At 52.9% G+C, this 20,047-nt stretch carries 13 protein-coding genes; 7 read left to right on the forward strand and 6 right to left on the reverse strand.

Annotated features, from left to right (window positions below):
* Window positions 1-84: 84 nt before the first annotated feature.
* The 3 genes from OGX92_RS10995 to aroP all read right to left on the reverse strand — a co-directional run bounded on the left by OGX92_RS10995 (window position 85) and on the right by aroP (window position 3,973).
* Window positions 85-1,035, reverse strand: a complete 951-nt coding sequence (locus OGX92_RS10995) for a glycoside hydrolase family 43 protein (protein WP_126319236.1) — start codon at window positions 1,033-1,035, stop codon at window positions 85-87.
* The gene (locus OGX92_RS11000; RefSeq protein WP_003829494.1) at window positions 1,035-2,441 is read right to left on the reverse strand and encodes a glycoside-pentoside-hexuronide (GPH):cation symporter; all 1,407 of its coding nucleotides are present in this window, start codon (window positions 2,439-2,441) and stop codon (window positions 1,035-1,037) included. The genes OGX92_RS10995 and OGX92_RS11000 overlap by 1 nt, the downstream gene beginning before the upstream one ends.
* A gap of 158 nt (window positions 2,442-2,599) precedes the next feature.
* A complete protein-coding gene (aroP, locus tag OGX92_RS11005) occupies window positions 2,600-3,973 on the reverse strand; it encodes an aromatic amino acid transporter AroP (protein ID WP_008786209.1) in 1,374 nt (457 codons plus the stop codon).
* A 564-nt stretch (window positions 3,974-4,537) separates the two neighbouring features.
* Here aroP and pdhR point away from each other — a divergent pair.
* From pdhR to lpdA, 4 genes are all read left to right on the forward strand, one after another.
* Complete coding sequence (gene pdhR, locus OGX92_RS11010; protein ID WP_003018699.1) at window positions 4,538-5,302, forward strand: pyruvate dehydrogenase complex transcriptional repressor PdhR; 765 nt, start codon at window positions 4,538-4,540, stop codon at window positions 5,300-5,302.
* Window positions 5,303-5,465: 163 nt separating this feature from the next.
* On the forward strand, window positions 5,466-8,129 hold the full coding sequence (gene aceE / locus OGX92_RS11015; protein WP_048214932.1) for a pyruvate dehydrogenase (acetyl-transferring), homodimeric type: 2,664 nt from the start codon (window positions 5,466-5,468) through the stop codon (window positions 8,127-8,129).
* Between the two features lie 14 nt (window positions 8,130-8,143).
* Entirely contained in the window at window positions 8,144-10,033 is a 1,890-nt protein-coding gene (gene aceF, locus OGX92_RS11020; RefSeq protein WP_003829487.1) for a pyruvate dehydrogenase complex dihydrolipoyllysine-residue acetyltransferase, read from the forward strand.
* 175 nt (window positions 10,034-10,208) lie between these two features.
* Entirely contained in the window at window positions 10,209-11,633 is a 1,425-nt protein-coding gene (lpdA, locus tag OGX92_RS11025) for a dihydrolipoyl dehydrogenase (protein WP_003829486.1), read from the forward strand.
* 120 nt (window positions 11,634-11,753) lie between these two features.
* On the opposite strand, the gene OGX92_RS11030 is transcribed toward lpdA, so the two are convergent.
* The gene (locus tag OGX92_RS11030; protein ID WP_008786213.1) at window positions 11,754-12,548 is read right to left on the reverse strand and encodes a DUF2950 family protein; all 795 of its coding nucleotides are present in this window, start codon (window positions 12,546-12,548) and stop codon (window positions 11,754-11,756) included.
* A 10-nt stretch (window positions 12,549-12,558) separates the two neighbouring features.
* Window positions 12,559-14,163, reverse strand: a complete 1,605-nt coding sequence (locus tag OGX92_RS11035) for a DUF3300 domain-containing protein (RefSeq protein ID WP_286586543.1) — start codon at window positions 14,161-14,163, stop codon at window positions 12,559-12,561.
* A gap of 448 nt (window positions 14,164-14,611) precedes the next feature.
* On the opposite strand from OGX92_RS11035, the gene acnB reads away from it, so the two are divergent.
* Together acnB and yacL are read left to right on the forward strand one after the other, a co-directional pair.
* Window positions 14,612-17,209 carry a bifunctional aconitate hydratase 2/2-methylisocitrate dehydratase gene (acnB, locus tag OGX92_RS11040; protein ID WP_003829483.1) on the forward strand — a complete coding sequence of 866 codons (2,598 nt, stop codon included), beginning with the start codon at window positions 14,612-14,614 and terminating at the stop codon, window positions 17,207-17,209.
* A gap of 174 nt (window positions 17,210-17,383) precedes the next feature.
* Complete coding sequence (gene yacL, locus OGX92_RS11045) at window positions 17,384-17,746, forward strand: protein YacL (RefSeq protein WP_003018670.1); 363 nt, start codon at window positions 17,384-17,386, stop codon at window positions 17,744-17,746.
* Between the two features lie 33 nt (window positions 17,747-17,779).
* On the opposite strand, the gene OGX92_RS11050 is transcribed toward yacL, so the two are convergent.
* The gene (locus OGX92_RS11050; protein ID WP_003018667.1) at window positions 17,780-18,127 is read right to left on the reverse strand and encodes a YacC family pilotin-like protein; all 348 of its coding nucleotides are present in this window, start codon (window positions 18,125-18,127) and stop codon (window positions 17,780-17,782) included.
* A gap of 153 nt (window positions 18,128-18,280) precedes the next feature.
* Between OGX92_RS11050 and cueO the strand changes: the two genes are divergently transcribed.
* Complete coding sequence (cueO, locus tag OGX92_RS11055; protein WP_063941118.1) at window positions 18,281-19,900, forward strand: multicopper oxidase CueO; 1,620 nt, start codon at window positions 18,281-18,283, stop codon at window positions 19,898-19,900.
* Window positions 19,901-20,047 lie beyond the last annotated feature (147 nt).

Consider the following 20,047-nt stretch of genomic DNA (forward strand, 5'->3'; position numbering starts at 1 on the left):
CGGATGGCGCTAACGCTTATCCGGCTTAAAATGAAAAAACGTGTAGGCCCGGTAAGCGTTAGCGCCACCGGGCAGTGCAACGGTTTAGTTCGTATCAGCAGGCGGCACGCCAAAATCTGGCATGCCGTTTTCGTCCCAACGCACGAGCTTCAGACGAGTGTGGCGGTTTGGGTCGTACAGCGGATCGCCCTCGATTTCGGTGTAGTTTCTCGCGTGATACACCAGCACATCTTCACCTTCCGGCGTTTGTGTAAAGCTGTTGTGTCCTGGCCCAAACTGGCGGTTTTCATAACTGGTGGTAAAGACCGGGCGCGGTGATTTGTGCCAGTTCTGTGGGTTGAGCGGATCGGCGTTGAGGTCAATCCACAATAATCCCATACAGTAGTTCTCATCGGTGGCGCTGGCGGAATAGCTGATAAACAGCTTATCGCCATGAACCATGACGGCAGGACCTTCGTTGACCCAAAAACCCCGGCATTCCCAGTCATACTCAGGGTGGCTTAGCATGATCGGCTCGCCTTTAATCGTCCATGGATTTTCCAGCTCTGCGAGATAGATATTGGAGTTTCCGGCGATATCGGGAGACTTCTGCGCCCAGAGGTACCACTGTTTTCCCTGATGGTTAAAGGTGGTGGCATCAAGCGCAAAGGTATCAAACTGCGTTTTAATCTGACCTTTCTCAGTCCACTGGCCGGTCAGCGGATCGGCGTCGGCACATTCGAGCGCAAACATGCGATGCTGGAACATCCCCAGCTTGTCGAGCGACTGTGTATGGGTGGCAGCAAAATAGATGTACCACTTGCCTGCCAGATGATGGATTTCGGGTGCCCAGATGAGTTGGCTCATGGGGCCGCTTTCTGGTTTGCGCCAGACGACAACCTGGGCGGCGGTGCGCAACCCTTCCAGCGAGTCGGCCCGGCGTATCTCCAGGCGGTCATATTCGGGTACTGAAGCAATGAAATAATAGTGGCTACCGTCACGTAAGATAAACGGATCGGCACGCTGTTCAATAAAGGGATTTGGCCACTGATTCATTAGGCTTTCCTTACGGTTTCAGTCGTTTTTATATCGTGGTATTCATTCAGTTCACGGTAGTTGGCGCGGCGCTTTTCTAAATCTGTCTGGATTTGCTGCATAAACTCGCGGTCAACTTTCAGCAGACGAACCACGCCTGCGGTAATCAGGTAGCCTACGCCCGGTATGATGGTAAACAGCAGCATAATACCGTTAATGGCAGAGTCGCTTTGCGCTTTCGCCCCAGCGTCGTAACCGTACCAGGAGAGCAGGAAGCCGACCATCGCTCCGGCAATCGCCAGGCCCAGTTTCAGGAAGAACAGGTTACCGGAGAAGCTGATTCCGGTGATGCGTTTACCGGTTTTCCACTCGCCATAGTCATCGACATCCGCCATCAGCGACCAGTGCAGCGGAGAAGGAATTTGGTGCAGGATGTTGAGCAGGAAGTAGAGCACCATAATCATCATGGTGGCTTTCGGATCGAAGAAGTAAAACGCGGCAGAGAAAATCGCCAGGATAATATTGGTCCAGAAGAAGACTTTCAGTTTGCACCAGCGATCGGTTAATACCTTCGCCAGCATACTGCCGATCATCATGCCGACCACACCAAGACTGATAAACAGCGTTGCGAACTGCGTGCTTTGCTGCATAACCCAGGTCACGTAGTACATGGTGGCAGCCATGCGAATAAAGCCCGGACAGACGTTGCACAGTGTTAACAGCAGAATTTTTACCCACTGATCGTTCTTCCACACGTCTTTCAGATCGGCTTTTAAATCATCATTGGTCTGGACAGCAGGGCGTACGCGTTCACGGACCGTAGCGAAGCAAAACAGGAACATACACATGCCGATGAAAGCCAGAACCGCCATCGCCATCTGATATCCTTTGGCTTTGTCTTCCCCGCCGAACCAGTCGGCCATTGGCAGCAAGGTGAGAGACAGAAGCAGGGTTGCAATGCCTACCAACACAAAGCGATATGACTGGCAGGCGACGCGTTCCTTCGGATCGTTGGTGATGACGCTACCGAGCGAGCAGTAGGGAATGTTGATCGCTGTATAAGTAATAGATAGCAGGAAGTAGGTAACGAACGCATAGATAACTTTGCTGTTATAGGTCCACTCAGGGGTGGTAAACATTAGTACGCTGAATAATGCGTACGGGAAAGCCATCCATAAAAGCCATGGACGAAATCGACCATATTTACTACGGGTGCGGTCGGCCATCGCGCCCATTATTGGGTCGGTAACGGCGTCGATAACGCGTACTGAGAGCAGTAATACGCCGACCAGTGCAGGTGCCAGACCAAAAATGTCTGTGTAAAAATAGTTAACAAACAACATGATGGCGCCAAAGATGATGTTGCATCCGGCGTCGCCCATTCCATAGCCGATCTTTTCTTTCACCGTGAGCTTACTGGTTTCCATCAACTGCTCTCCATTAATGAGATATGGAGAGAATTATTGTCCGGCACTGGTGTTTTTGCGTTGCAGGATAACGCCGCTGATATGGACTAAACAGTCGTGAGTGGGAAAGTGTGAGACAGGTAACAACCCCCACCTGACGCAGGTGGGGGGAGGGGGGATTAATGCGCTTTAACCGCGCCGGCCGTTTTCTGTTTACACAGGTAGCCGATGCCAAGAATGGCAATCCATACAGGGATTAAGTATACCGAGATCGCCATGCCCGGCGTCATCAGCATAATCACCAGTACTGCAGCCATGAAAATCAGGCACACCCAGTTACCCAGCGGATAGAGCAGCGCCGGGAAGCGGGTGGTAACACCCTGCTGCTGTTTGGCTTTGCGGAACTTCATGTGCGCCAGGCTAATCATTGCCCAGTTGATCACCAGTGCGGAAACCACCAGCGCCATCAGCAGGCCAAAGGCGGATTCCGGTGCCAGGTAGTTGATCAGCACACAAAGAGCCGTCACCAGTGCGGAAACCAGAATGGTGTTCACCGGTACACCGCGTTTATCTACGTTCATCAGCGCTTTCGGCGCATTGCCCTGCTGTGCCAGACCGAACAGCATACGGCTGTTGCAGTATACGCAGCTGTTATAGACAGAAAGGGCGGCAGTCAGCACTACGATGTTCAGGGCATTAGCAACAAAGGTGTCGCCCAGCTCGTGGAAAATAAGGACAAACGGGCTGGTATCGGCCGTGACACGCGTCCACGGCATCAGGGAAAGCAGAACCGCCAGCGAACCCACATAGAAAATCAGGATACGGTAGATAACCTGGTTGGTCGCTTTGGGAATGCTTTGCTCCGGGTTATCCGCTTCTGCTGCGGTGATCCCGACCAGCTCCAGCCCACCGAAAGAGAACATAATAATAGCCATCATCATCACCAGACCGGTGAAGCCATGCGGCAGGAAGCCTCCCTGGTCCCACAGGTTGCTGACGCTGGCCTGCGGGCCGCCGTTACCGCTAAACAGTAACCAGCCGCCGAACAGGATCATCGCTACGACGGCAATGACTTTAATAATGGCGAACCAGAACTCCATCTCACCAAACACTTTCACGTTGGTCAGGTTGATGGCGTTGATCAACACAAAGAAGGCAGCCGCAGACACCCATGTTGGGATCTCCGGGTACCAGAACTGGATGTATTTACCCACGGCAGTTAGCTCAGCCATGGCAACCAGCACGTACAGCACCCAATAGTTCCAGCCGGAAGAGAACCCCGCGAAACCGCCCCAGTATTTATAAGCAAAGTGACTAAATGAGCCTGCAACGGGCTCTTCAACCACCATTTCACCTAACTGACGCATAATCAAAAAGGCGATAAAGCCGGCAATAGCGTAACCCAGAATAATACCCGGTCCTGCAGACTGGATAACGGATGCGCTACCAAGGAATAACCCGGTACCAATCGCGCCACCCAGCGCGATTAGCTGTATATGGCGGTTCTTAAGGCCGCGCTTGAGCTGATCGCCATGCTGTTGACTTTCCATCATGAAACCTCGTGTGTGGTTTTACTCTTCATATTTCGAGTGCTTATTTTTTGAACTACGCAGCAATGCGTGTGTAAGTTTGCAATTCCGTTTGTTGTATTAATTTGTTTACAGATGCTTTTGATGAAATGTTGCCTTAATACTTTTGTCTTGATCAGAATAATGATATGCGAGCGCGAATGCACCTGCTTTATGCGGGGAAGATGACGAGTTGAATAAAAAGAAACCATTTGTAAATGCGAGTTTATCTACCACAAAATTTCCATTTTGAATTTCTATTCAATAATAGTGGTTGATATATCGATAAATAAGCAGGTGAATCGGTTCAGATGAGATAATTTTTCGTTTCAATTCCGTTAAAACTACCCCGGGGTGGGTAAATTTAACATTTGTGCATAGTTACATGTTTGAAACGTTATTTCTGTAATGTTGTTAAAATATGCCTCCTTTACTGATTTCAATCAAAACCTGTATGGACAGAAGGTGAATACTTTGTTACTTTAGCGTCAAGAACATGAAATTGGTAAGACCAATTGACTCCGGGCAAATGGCTTAAGACAGGAAATCATGGCCTACAGCAAAATCCGCCAACCAAAACTCTCCGATGTGATTGAGCAGCAGCTGGAGTTTTTAATTCTTGAGGGGACACTTCGCCCCGGAGAAAAACTCCCACCGGAACGCGAGCTGGCAAAACAGTTCGACGTCTCCCGCCCCTCCTTACGCGAGGCGATCCAACGCCTTGAAGCGAAGGGCTTACTGCTTCGTCGTCAGGGCGGTGGCACTTTTGTTCAGAGCAGCCTGTGGCAGAGCTTTAGCGACCCACTGGTAGAGCTGCTCTCCGACCATCCTGAATCCCAGTTTGACCTGCTTGAGACGCGCCATGCGCTGGAGGGTATTGCGGCTTATTACGCTGCACTGCGCAGCACGGATGAAGACAAAACGCGTATCCGTGAACTCCACCATGCGATCGAGCTTGCTCAACAGTCCGGCGATCTTGACGGCGAATCTGATGCGGTACTCCAGTATCAAATTGCTGTCACCGAAGCGGCACACAATGTGGTGCTGCTCCATTTGCTAAGGTGTATGGAGCCGATGCTGGCCCAGAACGTTCGGCAAAACTTCGAATTGCTGTATGCGCGTCGTGAAATGCTGCCACTGGTTAGCAGTCACCGTACCCGTATTTTTGAAGCAATTATTGCCGGGAAGCCGGAAGAGGCGCGTGAAGCGTCCCACCGTCACCTGGCGTTTATCGAAGAGATCCTGCTGGACAGAAGCCGTGAGGAAAGCCGTCGTGAACGCGCCTTACGCCGTCTGGAGCAACGAAAGAATTAGTGATTTTTCTGGCAGAACGTTAACCAGAAGATGTTGTAAATCAAGCGCCATATAAAGTGCGCGGCAACTAAACGCAGAACCTGTCTTATTACGCTCTCTGGCGAGAACGTAATGGGACAGGTTCCAGATAACTCAACGTATTAGATAGATAAGGAATACCCCCATGTCAGAACGTTTCCCAAATGACGTGGATCCGATCGAAACTCGCGACTGGCTACAGGCGATCGAATCGGTCATCCGTGAAGAAGGTGTTGAGCGTGCTCAGTATCTGATCGACCAACTGCTTTCAGAAGCTCGCAAAGGCGGCGTGAAAGTAGCGGCAGGTGCAGGGGCCAGCAATTATGTAAACACTATTGCCGTTGAAGATGAACCGGAATACCCGGGCAATCTGGAGCTGGAACGTCGTATTCGTTCTGCTATCCGCTGGAACGCCATCATGACCGTACTGCGCGCGTCTAAAAAGGACCTCGAGCTGGGTGGCCACATGGCATCCTTCCAGTCCTCCGCAACGGTATATGATGTTTGCTTCAACCACTTCTTCCGTGCACGCAACGAGCAAGATGGCGGCGATCTGGTGTACTTCCAGGGTCACATCTCTCCGGGCATCTACGCACGCGCATTCCTGGAAGGTCGTCTGACTGAAGAGCAGATGAACAACTTCCGTCAGGAAGTACATGGCAAAGGCCTGTCTTCCTACCCGCACCCGAAACTGATGCCAGAATTCTGGCAGTTCCCGACCGTATCTATGGGTCTGGGCCCAATCGGTGCTATCTACCAGGCTAAATTCCTGAAATATCTGGAACACCGTGGCCTGAAAGATACCTCTAAACAGACCGTTTACGCCTTCCTGGGCGACGGCGAGATGGATGAGCCAGAATCTAAAGGTGCGATCACCATCGCGACCCGTGAAAAACTGGACAACCTGGTCTTTGTTATCAACTGTAACCTGCAGCGTCTTGACGGCCCGGTAACCGGTAACGGCAAGATTGTTAACGAACTGGAAGGCATCTTCGCGGGCGCTGGCTGGAACGTTATCAAAGTCATGTGGGGCGGTCGTTGGGATGAGCTGCTGCGTAAAGACACCAGCGGTAAACTGATCCAGCTGATGAACGAAACCGTTGACGGCGACTACCAGACCTTCAAATCCAAAGATGGCGCATACGTACGTGAGCACTTCTTCGGTAAATACCCGGAAACCGCAGCACTGGTTGCTGACTGGACTGACGAGCAGATTTGGGCTCTGAACCGTGGTGGTCACGATCCGAAGAAAGTCTATGCTGCACTGAAAAAAGCGCAGGAAACCAAAGGCAGAGCAACTGTAATCCTGGCCCATACCATTAAAGGTTACGGCATGGGTGACACTGCTGAAGGTAAAAACATCGCTCACCAGGTTAAGAAAATGAACATGGACGGGGTGCGTTATATCCGCGACCGTTTCAACGTTCCTGTGACCGATGAGCAGGTTGAAAACCTGTCTTACATCACCTTCCCGGAAGGTTCTGAAGAGCACACTTATCTGCACGCTCAGCGTCAGAAACTGCATGGCTACCTGCCAGCTCGTCAGCCGAACTTCACCGAGAAGCTGGAACTGCCAGCTCTGGAAGACTTCGGTGCGCTGCTGGAAGAGCAGAACAAAGAAATCTCCACCACTATCGCTTTCGTTCGTGCCCTGAACGTGATGCTGAAGAACAAGTCGATCAAAGATCGTCTGGTTCCGATCATCGCTGACGAAGCGCGTACTTTCGGTATGGAAGGTCTGTTCCGTCAGATTGGTATCTACAGCCCGAACGGTCAGCAGTACACCCCGCAGGACCGTGAGCAGGTTGCTTACTATAAAGAAGACGAGAAAGGTCAGATCCTGCAGGAAGGTATCAACGAACTGGGTGCAGGCGCATCCTGGCTGGCTGCTGCGACTTCTTACAGCACCAACGATCTGCCGATGATCCCGTTCTACATCTACTACTCCATGTTCGGGTTCCAGCGTATTGGTGACCTGTGCTGGCAGGCAGGCGACCAACAGGCTCGTGGCTTCCTGATTGGTGGTACTTCTGGTCGTACTACGCTGAACGGTGAAGGTCTGCAGCACGAAGATGGTCACAGCCATATTCAGTCTCTGACTATCCCGAACTGTATCTCTTACGATCCGTCTTACGCGTACGAAGTTGCGGTCATCATGCACGATGGTCTGGAGCGTATGTACGGTGAGAAACAAGAGAACGTTTACTACTACATCACCACGCTGAACGAAAACTACCACATGCCGGCAATGCCAGCAGGTGCCGAGGAAGGTATCCGTAAAGGTATCTACAAACTCGAAACCCTCGAAGGTAAGAAAGGTAAAGTTCAGCTGCTGGGCTCCGGTTCTATCCTGCGTCACGTGCGTGAAGCAGCACAGATCCTGGCGAACGACTACGGTGTAGGTTCTGACGTTTACAGCGTAACCTCCTTCACTGAACTGGCGCGTGATGGCCAGGATTGTGAGCGCTGGAACATGCTGCACCCGATGGAAACTCCGCGCGTTCCGTACATCGCTCAGGTGATGAACGACGCTCCGGCAGTAGCATCTACTGACTATATGAAACTGTTTGCCGAACAGGTTCGTACTTATGTACCGGCTGATGATTATCGCGTACTGGGTACTGACGGTTTCGGCCGCTCTGACAGCCGTGAAAACCTGCGTCACCACTTCGAAGTTGATGCTTCCTACGTGGTTGTAGCGGCCCTGGGCGAACTGGCTAAACGTGGCGAAATCGATAAGAAAGTGGTTGCAGATGCAATCATCAAATTCAACATCGATGCAGATAAAGTTAACCCGCGTCTGGCGTAAGAGGTAAAAGAATAATGGCTATCGAAATCAATGTACCGGACATCGGGGCTGATGAAGTTGAAATCACCGAGATCCTGGTCAAAGTAGGCGACAAAGTTGAAGCTGAACAGTCGCTGATCACCGTAGAAGGCGACAAAGCCTCTATGGAAGTTCCGTCCCCTCAGGCGGGTATCGTTAAAGAGATCAAAGTCTCTGTTGGCGACAAAACTGAGACCGGCAAACTGATCATGATTTTCGATTCCGCCGACGGTGCAGCAGCAGCTGCACCTGCTCAGGCAGAAGAGAAGAAAGAAGCAGCTCCGGCAGCAGCACCTGCTGCCTCTGCGGCGAAAGACGTACACGTACCTGACATCGGCGGTGACGAAGTAGAAGTTACCGAGATCATGGTTAAAGTGGGCGATACCGTTGCGGCTGAACAGTCTCTGATCACCGTTGAAGGTGACAAAGCCTCTATGGAAGTTCCGGCGCCGTTCGCAGGTACCGTTAAAGAGATCAAAATCAACACGGGTGACAAAGTGTCTACCGGTTCCCTGATTATGGTCTTCGAAGTGGCGGGCGCAGCGCCTGCTGCTGCACCGGCTCAGGCGGCTGCTCCAGCAGCAGCGGCGGCTCCGGCAGCTTCTGGCTCGAAAGAAGTTAACGTACCGGATATCGGTGGTGACGAAGTTGAAGTCACTGAAGTGATGGTTAAAGTGGGCGATAAAATTGCCGCTGAACAGTCACTGATCACCGTTGAAGGCGATAAAGCGTCGATGGAAGTTCCGGCACCGTTCGCGGGTACCGTGAAAGAAATCAAAATCAGCACCGGCGACAAAGTTAAAACCGGTTCTCTGATTATGGTCTTCGAAGTCGAAGGCGCAGCACCTGCAGCCGCTCCTGCGCAGGCAGCTGCTCCGGCTCCGGCCGCTGCACCAGCACCTGCGCAAGCCGCAGCTCCGGCAGCGAAAGCGGAAGGCAAATCTGAGTTTGCTGAGAACGACGCTTACGTTCATGCAACGCCGCTGATTCGTCGTCTGGCGCGCGAATTCGGTGTGAACCTGGCGAAAGTGAAAGGTTCTGGCCGTAAAGGTCGTATCCTGCGTGAAGACGTTCAGGCTTACGTGAAAGACGCTATCAAGCGTGCTGAAGCGGCTCCGGCTGCTGCTGCAGGCGGCGGTATCCCGGGCATGCTGCCTTGGCCGAAAGTGGACTTCAGCAAGTTTGGTGAAATCGAAGAAGTGGAACTGGGCCGTATCCAGAAAATCTCTGGTGCTAACCTGAGCCGTAACTGGGTGATGATCCCGCACGTTACTCACTTCGATAAGACCGATATCACCGATCTGGAAGCGTTCCGTAAACAGCAGAACGCCGAAGCTGAAAAACGTAAACTGGACGTGAAATTCACCCCAGTAGTCTTCATCATGAAAGCGGTTGCTGCAGCTCTGGAACAGATGCCGCGCTTCAACAGCTCCCTGTCTGAAGACGGTCAGCGCCTGACCCTGAAGAAATACATCAACATCGGTGTAGCGGTTGATACTCCTAATGGTCTGGTTGTTCCGGTCTTCAAAGACGTGAACAAGAAGAGCATTACCGAGCTGTCTCGTGAACTGACCGTGATCTCCAAGAAAGCGCGTGATGGCAAGCTGACCGCTGGCGAAATGCAGGGCGGTTGCTTCACCATCTCCAGCATCGGTGGCCTGGGTACTACCCACTTCGCGCCGATTGTGAACGCGCCGGAAGTGGCTATCCTCGGTGTCTCCAAGTCCTCTATGGAGCCAGTGTGGAACGGTAAAGAGTTTATGCCGCGTCTGATGATGCCGATTTCGCTCTCCTTCGACCACCGTGTAATTGACGGTGCGGATGGTGCGCGCTTTATCACCATCATCAACAACATGCTGTCTGACATTCGCCGCCTGGTGATGTAAGCGAAAAAGCCGGCCCGACGGCCGGCTTTTTTCTGGTAATCTCATGAAGTCAGTGAGGTTATTGTGCGAAAGACAAATCGGTTGCCGTTTGTTGTTTCAAAATTGTTAACAATTTTGTAAAATACGGGCGGATAGAACGACCCGCTGGACGACGGGTATAAATTAAGAGGTCATGATGAGCACTGAAATCAAAACTCAGGTCGTGGTACTTGGGGCAGGCCCTGCAGGTTACTCTGCTGCCTTCCGTTGCGCAGATTTAGGTCTGGAGACCGTCATCGTAGAACGTTACAGCACCCTTGGCGGTGTTTGTCTGAACGTCGGCTGTATCCCTTCTAAAGCGCTGCTGCACGTAGCAAAAGTTATCGAAGAAGCCAAAGCACTGGCTGAACACGGTATCGTATTTGGCGAGCCGAAAACCGATATCGACAAGATTCGTACCTGGAAAGAAAAAGTTATCACTCAGCTGACCGGCGGTCTGGCGGGTATGGCCAAAGGCCGTAAAGTGAAAGTGGTTAACGGTCTGGGTAAATTTACCGGGGCAAACACCCTGGAAGTTGAAGGCGAAAACGGCAAAACCGTGATCAACTTCGACAACGCAATCATCGCGGCGGGTTCCCGTCCGATCGAACTGCCGTTTATTCCGCATGAAGATCCGCGCGTGTGGGATTCCACCGATGCACTGGAACTGAAAACTGTTCCTAAGCGCCTGCTGGTAATGGGCGGCGGTATCATCGGTCTGGAAATGGGTACCGTGTACCATGCGCTGGGTTCAGAGATCGACGTGGTTGAAATGTTCGACCAGGTTATCCCGGCTGCCGACAAAGACGTGGTTAAAGTCTTCACCAAGCGCATCAGCAAGAAATTCAACCTGATGCTGGAAACCAAAGTGACCGCCGTTGAAGCGAAAGAAGACGGTATCTACGTTTCCATGGAAGGCAAAAAAGCCCCTGCTGAAGCTCAGCGTTACGATGCTGTGTTGGTCGCTATCGGTCGTGTACCGAACGGTAAAAACCTCGACGCGGGCAAAGCTGGCGTGGAAGTTGACGACCGTGGCTTCATCCGCGTTGACAAACAGCTGCGCACCAACGTGCCGCACATCTTTGCTATCGGCGATATCGTCGGTCAGCCGATGCTGGCACACAAAGGTGTTCATGAAGGTCATGTTGCCGCTGAAGTTATCGCCGGCAAGAAACACTACTTCGATCCGAAAGTTATCCCATCCATTGCATACACTGAACCAGAAGTTGCATGGGTTGGTCTGACCGAGAAAGAAGCGAAAGAAAAAGGCATTAGCTACGAAACCGCCACCTTCCCGTGGGCTGCTTCTGGCCGTGCTATCGCTTCCGACTGTGCAGACGGTATGACCAAACTGATTTTCGACAAAGAATCTCACCGTGTTATCGGTGGTGCGATTGTCGGTACCAACGGCGGCGAGCTGCTGGGCGAAATCGGTCTGGCGATCGAAATGGGTTGTGACGCTGAAGATATCGCGCTGACCATCCACGCGCACCCGACTCTGCACGAGTCAGTGGGTCTGGCGGCAGAAATCTTTGAAGGCAGCATTACCGACCTGCCAAACCCGAAAGCGAAGAAGAAGTAATCTTCTCCCTTTTGTGAAAACGCCTCTTCGGAGGCGTTTTTTTTGCCTGAAGCTACCCGTTATTTCGGGCAACATGCCGGGTGGCGCTAGTGCTAACCCGGCCTACGGCTTAACCTCGCTTTACGGTGCTACGGGTTGCCAGTTTTTATCCGGATGGAATGTGGTTAACGCTTGTGCTTTCTGCTGTGATTCAACACCGAGATCGGCCTGGTAGACTTTGTCTTCACCGTTAATCATAAAACTCATCACGCCGGTGTGATCGTAGCTAACGGGCCATGCCACCATGGCAAAGCCGCTGGTTTTATCGGGAAGGATTCGGAAGCGATAGCCGTGATAGCCCATGCCCGGCTCCTGTGGACTGAAGGCTGGGCCAAGCGGGCTTGGCGCTTCGCCGGGCGAAACAGGCCAGTACAGACCATCCTTTTTCCCTTCAGAACTGACAATCTTTTGCGCGTATTTCTGGTTCATCGCAAAATAGCTCTGCTGAGCATCCACATAGGCGTGCAACGCCTCGATGGCAGCAAGTTCGTTGCGTCCAATCTCACGAGTCAGGATCTCTTCGGCCGCTTCCTTGATATCAAATTGCCAGCCTGAAGCGTTTTTGACGACCGGGATTGGCAGTTGCCAGTCGCTGTCCCCAACCACAAGATGCGCCGTATTGCCGTCGATAACGGTGCTATGGCGAACCTTCCAGTCGCGCAGGAAGCGGTCAACCGCATCAGGATCGACGCCTTCTGGCGGCAGAAAATCACGCCAGTTTTCCCCGAGCAGGTTGCTCATTGCACTTTCATTTTGCTCACTGATCGCGTTTGCCAGCGCATCGGTCGCCTGGTCTGGTGTGCTGAAGGATTGTTGTGCCATCGCGGTAGCCGAAACCATGAACAACACCATTCCACTGAGTAGTTTATTTTTCATGTTGGTTCCCTTAACGATGACGGAATTCACGGTGCTCAGCACGCCCGCCAGAAGGCTGGCGCGATGGCTGATTTCGGGCGACCTGCCGGCTCTGGGCACCTCGCTGTTGCTGTGCCTGCCAGTTGGCGGAGCGACTGTCGTTACCGCTCAGCGCATTGGCGCGCGGCTGACTGGTTCGCTGTTGAAGATTGCGCTGTTGCACATTGCGTTGCTGCGCCGGTTGCGTGACCCTTTTCTCCTGTCGCTGGGTGACTGCCTGACGATTCTCACGTTGCTGTGTGCTTGTCCGTTTCGCGGTTTGCGGCTTGGTATCGTAACCGCGGTAGTTATTACGCTGTGAAATTTGCTTCAGCTGTTGGCTGGACGCCTGACGCTGAGCGTCTTTCGTGCCCGAGCGCGCTGTCTGTGGGAATGTTTTCCCCGTTGATTTTTCCATTTGGCTCATCGCAGCCTGGCGCTGGCTATCACGATTGACCGGTCTTTGCTGGGTCGAACTTAAGCCCGTAGCTGTGTTAGTGGAGTGGAAGCGGTTATTGAGTTGGTTATTTGGGTATGGCACACCCTCACGATAGGCCGGGTTATGCTGCCAGGTACGGTTGGCATCTGTCAGCCGTTGACCACTGATTTTATTGAAGTTATCAACGTTAATGTTGATGTTGTTATCACCATTACGGTTATAGCCGCCATGGTTATCCCAGTCATCATTATGATGGTGATCATCGTCGTCATCCCAGTCGATGTTGCTGAAGATGGCATAGGTTGTGGCAACACCGAGGCTGAAGCCTAAACCGTTAACGAAGCTGTTGCCAAACTGCTCGCCGGGCGTAGGCGGCAGATAAGTTGGCGGATAAGCGGTATTCGGCCAGGTACCGTAAACCGTATTCGGGTTATAGGTAGGAACGTACACCACCTGCGGATCGGCGGATTCAATCTTGATAACCGTTGGGCTTGTTGAGGTGGTCGTGGCTGTTGTGGTCGCTGAACTGGTCGTCGACTCGCTGGTGACGGTTTTAGCTGGCGCCGCTTTAGTCACGGTAGTGACGGTCTGTTGCGGTGTTGATTGCAACGCACCGGTCTGTTGCGCCAGCGCGCGCAGACGTTGAACGGAATCCATGACGTCTTTCGGCTGTGCGAGGAAAGCATCGCCCAGACTTTGTACCCACGGCGGATTTTCACCCATCAGCGACATCAACTGAGGAAAAGCGACCAGCGATTTCACGCTGGGATCCCAGGGTTGGCTGGCAACGGCCTGAATGGCGGCATCGCCCTGCATTTTGGGATTGTCTTTTGACCACTGTGCGGCCTGGATAACGTTAGCCGGATAGGTTGAGGCCATCAAAATTTGCGACAGCAGCGAGTCTGGATAGAGCGCGATAGGCGCAACCCACTGATCGATTTGTGCTGCCGAGTAGGTTGGTGCCGCGGCGGGTGCTGTTTGGTCGGCCGGGGCAGGGGCCGCTACGGGAGCTGGAGCCAATGCTGACGGTTGCTGTGCAACGGGAGCCGGAGCTGCAGGTTCCGTTGTGCGACTTTTAACGAACATCACGCCAGAGGCGGCAAACAGCCCGGCACTGCACAAAAGGACAAGCAGATGTGGCTTAAGGGGCAACTTCATAAAATGACTCCAACGAGACAAGCGCTGTGCCGTGAGGCGTTCCTGTTGCCGCGAGTATTATTCACCCGTGTTAGACAGTTTTGACTTTTATTGGGGATTCGCCCGGTAAGTCCGGAAAAAGAGTGTGAAGATTTATTACACAATTATATCTGATGGCGGGAAAATCGCTGGAATATTCAGCCGATCGCGCTTAAAAATCAACCGTTTCAGGGAGGTTTCAGGCAGCCTAAATTGCGTTGCGCCTTGTCGCTATACCATTCTTAACGATTCAGCCAATTTTTTATGTTGCTTTTTTGTAAACGGATTAACACTTAGTGAAAATCCTGTTATTGTGCCTTATGCGGTACCGGGCATTTACCCTACTAACTACTGTCTCACAGGAGCGTGAAGAGAATCGCCCATCTACAAAAGCGCCGCATTATGACAATGAGAGCGAGGAGATATCGTCGTGCTAGAAGAATACCGTAAGCACGTAGCTGAGCGTGCTGCCCAGGGGATTGTGCCAAAACCTTTAGACGCAACCCAAATGGCTGCACTTGTCGAGCTGCTGAAGACCCCGCCTGTGGGCGAAGAAGAATTCCTGTTAGACCTGTTGATCAACCGCGTTCCTCCTGGCGTAGATGAAGCCGCTTATGTTAAAGCTGGTTTTCTCGCCGCTGTCGCGAAAGGCGACACCACCTCCCCGCTGGTTACCCCAGAAAAAGCCATTGAACTGCTGGGCACTATGCAGGGTGGTTACAACATTCATCCGCTGATCGACGCGCTGGACGACGCAAAACTGGCGCCAATTGCCGCTAAAGCGCTCTCTTCAACACTGCTGATGTTCGATAACTTCTACGACGTAGAAGAAAAAGCCAAAGCGGGCAACGAATATGCGAAGCAGGTAATGCAATCCTGGGCTGATGCCGAATGGTTCCTGAACCGTCCGGCTCTGGCTGAAAAAATCACCGTTACCGTCTTCAAAGTGACGGGTGAAACCAACACCGATGACCTTTCTCCGGCACCGGATGCATGGTCTCGTCCGGATATCCCTCTGCACGCGCTGGCGATGCTGAAAAACGCCCGTGAAGGTATCGAACCGGATCAGCCGGGCGTGGTTGGCCCGATCAAACAGATCGAAGAATTGCAGAAAAAAGGTTACCCGCTGGCTTATGTGGGTGATGTTGTCGGTACCGGTTCTTCGCGTAAATCCGCAACCAACTCCGTGCTGTGGTTCATGGGTGACGACATTCCTCATGTGCCGAACAAGCGCGGCGGCGGCCTGTGCCTCGGCGGCAAAATTGCACCTATCTTCTTCAACACCATGGAAGATGCGGGCGCACTGCCGATTGAAGTGGACGTGTCGAACATGAATATGGGCGACGTGATTGACGTTTACCCGTTCAAAGGCGAAGTACGCAACCACGAAACCGGCGAACTGCTGGCAAGCTTTGAACTGAAAACTGAAGTCCTGATCGACGAAGTTCGCGCCGGTGGCCGTATTCCGCTGATCATTGGTCGCGGCCTGACCACCAAGGCGCGCGAAGCGCTGGGTCTGCCACACTCAGACGTATTCCGTCAGGCGAAAGACGTGGCGGAAAGCAGCCGTGGCTTCTCCCTGGCACAGAAAATGGTTGGTCGCGCCTGTGGCGTGAAAGGTATCCGTCCGGGCGCGTACTGCGAACCGAAGATGACCTCCGTCGGTTCTCAGGATACCACTGGCCCAATGACCCGTGACGAACTGAAAGACCTGGCGTGCCTGGGCTTCTCTGCTGATCTGGTGATGCAGTCCTTCTGCCACACCGCGGCCTATCCGAAGCCGGTGGACGTCAATACGCACCATACGCTGCCAGACTTCATCATGAACCGTGGTGGTGTCTCCCTGCGTCCGGGCGATGGCGTTATCCACTCCTGGCTGAACCGTATGCTGCTGCCGGACACCGTAGGTACCGGTGGTGACTCCCATACCCGTTTCCCTATCGGGATCTCCTTCCCGGCAGGTTCTGGTCTGGTGGCGTTTGCTGCGGCGACCGGCGTGATGCCGCTGGATATGCCGGAATCCGTTCTGGTGCGTTTCAAAGGCAAAATGCAGCCGGGCATCACCCTGCGCGATCTGGTTCACGCCATTCCGCTGTATGCGATCAAACAGGGTCTGCTGACCGTTGAGAAGAAAGGTAAGAAAAACATCTTCTCTGGCCGCATCCTTGAAATCGAAGGTCTGCCGGATCTCAAAGTGGAGCAGGCGTTCGAACTGACCGATGCCTCCGCTGAGCGTTCCGCTGCCGGTTGTACCATCAAGCTGAACAAAGAGCCGATCGTTGAGTATCTGAACTCTAACATCGTTCTACTGAAGTGGATGATCGCAGAAGGTTATGGCGATCGTCGTACGCTGGAACGTCGTGTGCAGGGCATGGAAAAATGGCTGGCGGATCCGCAGTTGCTGGAAGCCGACGCTGACGCAGAATACGCGGCGGTGATCGACATCGATCTGGCGGATATCAAAGAGCCAATCCTGTGTGCACCGAACGATCCGGACGATGCGCGTCTGCTGTCTGACGTACAGGGCGAGAAGATTGACGAAGTGTTCATCGGCTCCTGCATGACTAACATCGGGCACTTCCGTGCCGCTGGTAAGCTTCTGGATGCGCACAAAGGCCAGCTGCCGACGCGTCTGTGGGTGGCTCCGCCAACCCGTATGGACGCCGCTCAGCTGACTGAAGAAGGCTACTACAGCGTATTCGGTAAGAGCGGTGCGCGTATCGAAATTCCAGGCTGCTCTCTGTGCATGGGTAACCAGGCGCGTGTAGCCGACGGCGCAACGGTGGTGTCGACCTCTACCCGTAACTTCCCGAACCGTTTAGGTACCGGGGCAAACGTCTACCTGGCTTCTGCGGAGCTGGCGGCGGTTGCGGCGCTGATCGGCAAACTGCCGACGGCGGAAGAGTACCAGACCTATGTAGCGCAGGTAGATAAAACGGCCGTAGATACTTACCGTTATCTGAACTTCGACCAGCTGTCTCAGTATACCGAGAAAGCTGATGGTGTGATTTTCCAGACCGCGGTGTAATGCGCTAACGCGTTTTGTGTAAAAACACATCAATGCCCGGAGAAGTCTGCTTCTCCGGGCATTTTTATTTCTATTCCTTATACCCGCTACGCTTTTTTTCTGCCGCGCTGCTGCGATAATTACAGCAAGGCGCAATGCGGTATTGGCGCATTGCCGGGAGCAGAGGAAGACATTATGGATTACGAATTTCTGCGCGATATTACCGGAGTGGTAAAAGTGCGTATGTCCATGGGCCACGAGGTGGTGGGGCACTGGTTTAACGAAGAAGTGAAAGAAAACCTGGCCTTACTTGATGAAGTGGAACAGGCAGCGCGGGCGGTTAAGGGCAGTGAGCGCTCCTGGCAGAGAGCAGGGCATGAATACACGCTCTGGCTGGATGGCGAAGAAGTGATGGTTCGCGCTAATCAGCTGGAGTTCTCTGGAGATGAAATGGAAGAGGGGATGAGCTACTACGACGAAGAAAGTTTTTCTCTCTGTGGTGTAGAGGACTTTCTTCAGGTTGTGGCGGCATACCGCGAATTTGTGCAACAGCGTTAATTCATGCGGAGCCTGAGGGCTCCGCAAAACTATCTATTTAACGTAGGCCAGCAGGCTCAGAGAGTCACGTGCCAGCGCTTTGCATTTCTTTGCTGTTGGGATGCCGATACCGCTGAGATCGCGGTAGCTGTCTTCACCCAGCGCTTTCATATTGAAGGTGTCGTAATTACTCAGGTCCCACTGGTTTTGCTGGGCAAAAAAGACCAGTGCGCGACGAATCTGCCCATTAGGCAAATTCTGGTATCCACAGTCATTTTTCAGAAAAACAAAAACTGCCGTTAAATCGGCCATATCTTCGGCTTCGGACTCGCTGAGCGCGTAGCTATTTGCGCATACGGCCATCAGGCTGCCGAACAAAACTGTTCTGAAAAACGTCTTCATTGCTTCTACCACTGCATCACGGAATTTAAACGTTAGCATACTGCGAGCGAAGCGACGACCTTTATTATTAGCCGTTCACTTGACCTTCCCGTAAGGGGAAGGCTTATGCTTAAAAGATAGCCTGCTTAAGCTGCTGAATATAAGGAAGTGATTATGCAACGTCGTGACTTTTTAAAGTACTCCGTGGCGCTGGGCGTCGCGTCAGCGTTACCTCTGTGGAGCCGGAGCGTATTTGCCGCAGACCGCCCTGCATTGCCCATTCCTGACCTGCTAACCGCGGATGCCTCAAACCGTATGCAATTGGTGGTGCAAGCCGGAAAATCGAGCTTTGCTGGTAAAACAGCGACGACCTGGGGATATAACGGCAATTTACTCGGACCTGCGGTCAAGCTGAACAAAGGGCAATCGGTGACTGTGGATATCCATAACCAGCTTGCCGAAGAGACGACGTTGCACTGGCACGGTCTGGAAATCCCCGGTGAAGTCGACGGTGGGCCGCAAGGCATTATCCCGGCGGGCGGGAAACGTTCAGTGACCTTCACGCCGGATCAGCGCGCGGCAACCTGCTGGTTCCACCCGCATCAGCATGGAAAGACCGGCCGTCAGGTAGCGATGGGACTGGCCGGACTGGTGCTGATTGAAGATGAAGAGATTCGCAAGCTGATGCTGCCTAAGCAGTGGGGCATTGATGATGTACCGGTGATTATTCAGGACAAACAGTTCTCTGCTGATGGGCAGGTTGATTATCAACTGGACATCATGACCGCCGCCGTCGGCTGGTTTGGCGATACGCTGCTGACCAATGGGGCGATTTATCCTCAGCATGCCGCACCGCGTGGCTGGTTGCGTCTACGCCTGCTGAATGGTTGTAACGCACGCTCACTGAACATTGCGGCCAGCGACAATCGTCCTTTGTACGTCATTGCCAGCGACGGTGGACTGTTGGCGGAACCGGTAAAAGTGACCGAGCTTCCTATGCTGATGGGTGAGCGCTTTGAAGTGCTGGTGGATGTCAGTGACGGCAAAGCTTTTGATCTGGTCACTCTGCCAGTCAGCCAGATGGGGATGGCGATCGCGCCATTTGATAAGCCGCACCCGGTGATGCGCGTTCAACCGTTGCTGATTACCGCTTCCGGCACGCTGCCAGATTCGCTGACATCCATGCCATCGCTGCCGTCACTGGAAGGTCTGACGGTGCGCAAGCTGCAGCTGTCGATGGATCCGATGCTCGATATGATGGGCATGCAAATGCTGATGAAGAAATACGGTGCTCAGGCCATGGCGGGTATGGATCATGGGAAGATGATGGGCCATATGAATAATGACAATATGGGCCACGGCAATATGAATCATGGCAATATGAACCACGGTGAGATGGGGAATATGCAGCATGGTGATATGGGCAACATGAAGCATGGCGGATCGTTTGATTTCCATAACGCCAACCGGATTAATGGTCAGGCGTTTGATATGAATAAACCGATGTTTGCCGCGGCGAAAGGGCAGCACGAACGCTGGGTAATTTCCGGTCAGGGCGACATGATGCTGCATCCGTTCCACATTCACGGCACGCAGTTCCGCATTTTGTCTGAGAATGGCAAAGCGCCAGCCGCACACCGCGCGGGATGGAAGGACACGGTGCGGGTAGAAGGCGGCGTGAGCGAGGTATTGGTGAAGTTTGACCACGATGCGCCAAAAGAGCATGCCTATATGGCGCACTGCCATCTGTTAGAGCATGAAGATACCGGAATGATGCTCGGCTTCACCGTCTAAATAAATCGCGCTGTGCTTATCCGGCCTGCAGAAATCTCTCGTAGGCCGGATAAAACACTGTCTCTTTACAGCGTTTCATCGCACGACTCCCTCCTCCTGCAAATTCTGCTATTGCACATAAAGTAATCGCCTTTGGAGCCGATAATC

This window comes from Citrobacter sp. Cpo089 (assembly GCF_030332695.1).
Lineage (GTDB): Bacteria > Pseudomonadota > Gammaproteobacteria > Enterobacterales > Enterobacteriaceae > Citrobacter > Citrobacter portucalensis.

What these genes read in the sequence shown, in the direction of transcription:
- OGX92_RS11030 (WP_008786213.1), bottom strand. Translation starts at nt 12,548, where the DNA reads ATGAAAAATAAACTACTCAGTGGAATGGTGTTGTTCATGGTTTCGGCT.
- OGX92_RS11050 (WP_003018667.1), bottom strand. Translation starts at nt 18,127, where the DNA reads ATGAAGACGTTTTTCAGAACAGTTTTGTTCGGCAGCCTGATGGCCGTA.
- aceE (WP_048214932.1), top strand. Translation starts at nt 5,466, where the DNA reads ATGTCAGAACGTTTCCCAAATGACGTGGATCCGATCGAAACTCGCGAC.
- OGX92_RS10995 (WP_126319236.1), bottom strand. Translation starts at nt 1,035, where the DNA reads ATGAATCAGTGGCCAAATCCCTTTATTGAACAGCGTGCCGATCCGTTT.
- pdhR (WP_003018699.1), top strand. Translation starts at nt 4,538, where the DNA reads ATGGCCTACAGCAAAATCCGCCAACCAAAACTCTCCGATGTGATTGAG.
- lpdA (WP_003829486.1), top strand. Translation starts at nt 10,209, where the DNA reads ATGAGCACTGAAATCAAAACTCAGGTCGTGGTACTTGGGGCAGGCCCT.
- aroP (WP_008786209.1), bottom strand. Translation starts at nt 3,973, where the DNA reads ATGATGGAAAGTCAACAGCATGGCGATCAGCTCAAGCGCGGCCTTAAG.
- cueO (WP_063941118.1), top strand. Translation starts at nt 18,281, where the DNA reads ATGCAACGTCGTGACTTTTTAAAGTACTCCGTGGCGCTGGGCGTCGCG.
- yacL (WP_003018670.1), top strand. Translation starts at nt 17,384, where the DNA reads ATGGATTACGAATTTCTGCGCGATATTACCGGAGTGGTAAAAGTGCGT.
- OGX92_RS11000 (WP_003829494.1), bottom strand. Translation starts at nt 2,441, where the DNA reads ATGGAAACCAGTAAGCTCACGGTGAAAGAAAAGATCGGCTATGGAATG.
- aceF (WP_003829487.1), top strand. Translation starts at nt 8,144, where the DNA reads ATGGCTATCGAAATCAATGTACCGGACATCGGGGCTGATGAAGTTGAA.
- OGX92_RS11035 (WP_286586543.1), bottom strand. Translation starts at nt 14,163, where the DNA reads ATGAAGTTGCCCCTTAAGCCACATCTGCTTGTCCTTTTGTGCAGTGCC.